Here is a 2,052-nt window from a genome sequence, read left to right as displayed (position 1 = left end):
GTGACCGCCTTGCCGACGATCTCGCCGCCCTTCCGGGCCTTTTCGCGGGCCCCCGAGGCGACGAGCTGCGCCTTGCCGGCGCCCTCGGCGGTCTCGTTGACGGCCTGGGTCACTTCGCCCAGGGCCGCGACGGTCTCTTCCAGGCTGGCCGCCTGCTGCTCGGTGCGATGGGCCAGGTCGTTGGACGCGGTGTTGATCTCGCCGAGACCCGTGCGGATCGAGGCGATGGAGGTAACCACATGGCCGATGGCGGTTTCCAGCGCCGCGACGCTGGCGTTGAACTTGGCGCGGATCGGCTCGAACTCGGCCGCCACCTTGTCCTGCATGCGCACGGTCAGGTCACCGGCCGACAGGCGCTCGAAGCCGACCTCGACGATGCCGACGAAGGCCCGCAGGTCTTCCGCCCTGGCGTCGTCGAGACGGGCGCGCTGCGCCTCCTTCCGAGCTTCTGCCTCGCGCAGTTCGGCGGCCTCGCGGTTCAATGCCTCGGCCCGGTCCTGCCCCTCGCGCGCAGCGGTGCCGGCCTCGGAGACAGCGGCGAACATGCCGGTCACCTTGACCGCCAACCAGATGAGAATCCCCGCCTCGACCAGCAGGATCACCGCATGCAGGCTCACCCGGGCGAGATCGGACCCGCCGGGATAGATCGCAGAGGGGATCAGGAAGTTCAGGAACACATGATGCAGGGCCGTGGCAATCGTGGCCCCGAGGATCACTCGCCAGTCGAACAGCGCACCAATCACCGCGAGCCCGGCAAAATAGGCCATGTGCATGTCGACCTGCAGATAGCTGCCGGTCATGGTCGCGACGACGATCGAGATGTTGGCGACCAGCGCGACCGCGACGGCCATGCGCGCGGCGCCGGCAAGTTCCGGCTTTCCCGAGAGGCCGAGGCAGAGAGCACCGAGGCCGGCGGAGGCCAGCGCCGGGGTCCAGCCACTGCCCGTGCTCAGGGCGATCAGCAGCAGCGCAATCGGCGCGACCGCCAACTGGGTCAGCGCCAGGAGGCGAACGAGACGGGCGCGGTGTTGTTCGAGATCGACAATGGCGTCCATCAGAAGCTCCTGGTTGGCGGAGTCGCGCAACCGATGGTGGCGGCGTCGACGAGAAGAATGGCGCCGGCATCCCGCAGGCGGTGAATAAGCCCGGCGTCGGAAAAGGCGAAGACCGCCACCGAGGACCATTGGCCGACGTCGAGCAGACTTCCGGCGGAGGCCGCTGCGCGGATGACACGCGCCTGCGACCACCAGGGCGGGAAGAAGGCCGCAACGCTTTGTGAGCGCGCGAAGCTCGGTTCCGGCATCGCCGCAACCATGCCGGCCAACGCCACCAGCATCGCAGAGGACCAGATGGCGAATTGGGACCTGAGCATTACGGCAGAACGTCCGATCGATCGACAGGAGGACAGTTCTGGTGGGAGGCGTGAGGATTCATTGCCCCGACTATGGAATGCACCGTTTACCGCTAGGTTAACGTAGGCGAGCCGCAGTCGTCAGGGATGACAAATCGATGACATGCGCGGCCGGACAGGCCACCTGAAATATTGCGAAGACCCGCCGGATGCGGGCCCGTCTCTACCGCTGCGGCCTGCGGCGAAGGCCAAAACAGATATGCCGGCCCGAAGGCCGGCATATGGAGTGGTGGCGTTGCGGAAGCCGCTCAGAACTCTTCCCAGCTCTCTTCGCGGTTTTGCGGGGCGCGGGCCGCGCCGCCGGTGCCGGTGGCGCGCATCTGCACGACCGGGCCAGCGCCGTGGCGCTGCGGCTGGGCGTTGCGGGCCGCAGGGCGGCCGGCATCGCCGGCGCTGGTGCGGAACCTGGCCATCGCGTGGGCCAGTTCGTCGGTCTCGTTGGTCAGGGTCTGGCTGGCAGCGGTGGCTTCCTCGACCATGGCGGCGTTCTGCTGGGTGACCTTGTCCATCTGGTCGGCCGCGCCGGAAACCTCCCGCAGGCTCGTCGCCTGTTCGCGGGCCGAGGCGGCGATGGTCGAGATGACCTCGGCCATGGCGCTGACTTCCGTGACGATCTCCTCCAGCGACTTGCCGGACGCGGT

At 68.1% G+C, this 2,052-nt stretch carries 1 protein-coding gene and 2 pseudogenes; all 3 read right to left on the bottom strand.

Features of this window, described 5'->3' with window-relative positions:
- Positions 1-1,055: pseudogene (locus VQ042_RS25370) on the bottom strand (hypothetical protein); the annotation flags it as partial.
- Positions 1,055-1,372, bottom strand: a complete 318-nt coding sequence (locus VQ042_RS25365) for a hypothetical protein (RefSeq protein ID WP_331823016.1) — start codon at positions 1,370-1,372, stop codon at positions 1,055-1,057. The gene VQ042_RS25365 and the pseudogene VQ042_RS25370, both read right to left, overlap by 1 nt.
- Positions 1,373-1,659: 287 nt before the next feature.
- Positions 1,660-2,052, bottom strand: a pseudogene (locus VQ042_RS25360) (methyl-accepting chemotaxis protein); the annotation flags it as partial.

This window comes from Aurantimonas sp. A2-1-M11 (assembly GCF_036549475.1).
Lineage (GTDB): Bacteria > Pseudomonadota > Alphaproteobacteria > Rhizobiales > Rhizobiaceae > Aurantimonas.
This window is presented reverse-complemented; position numbering and strand designations above follow the sequence as displayed.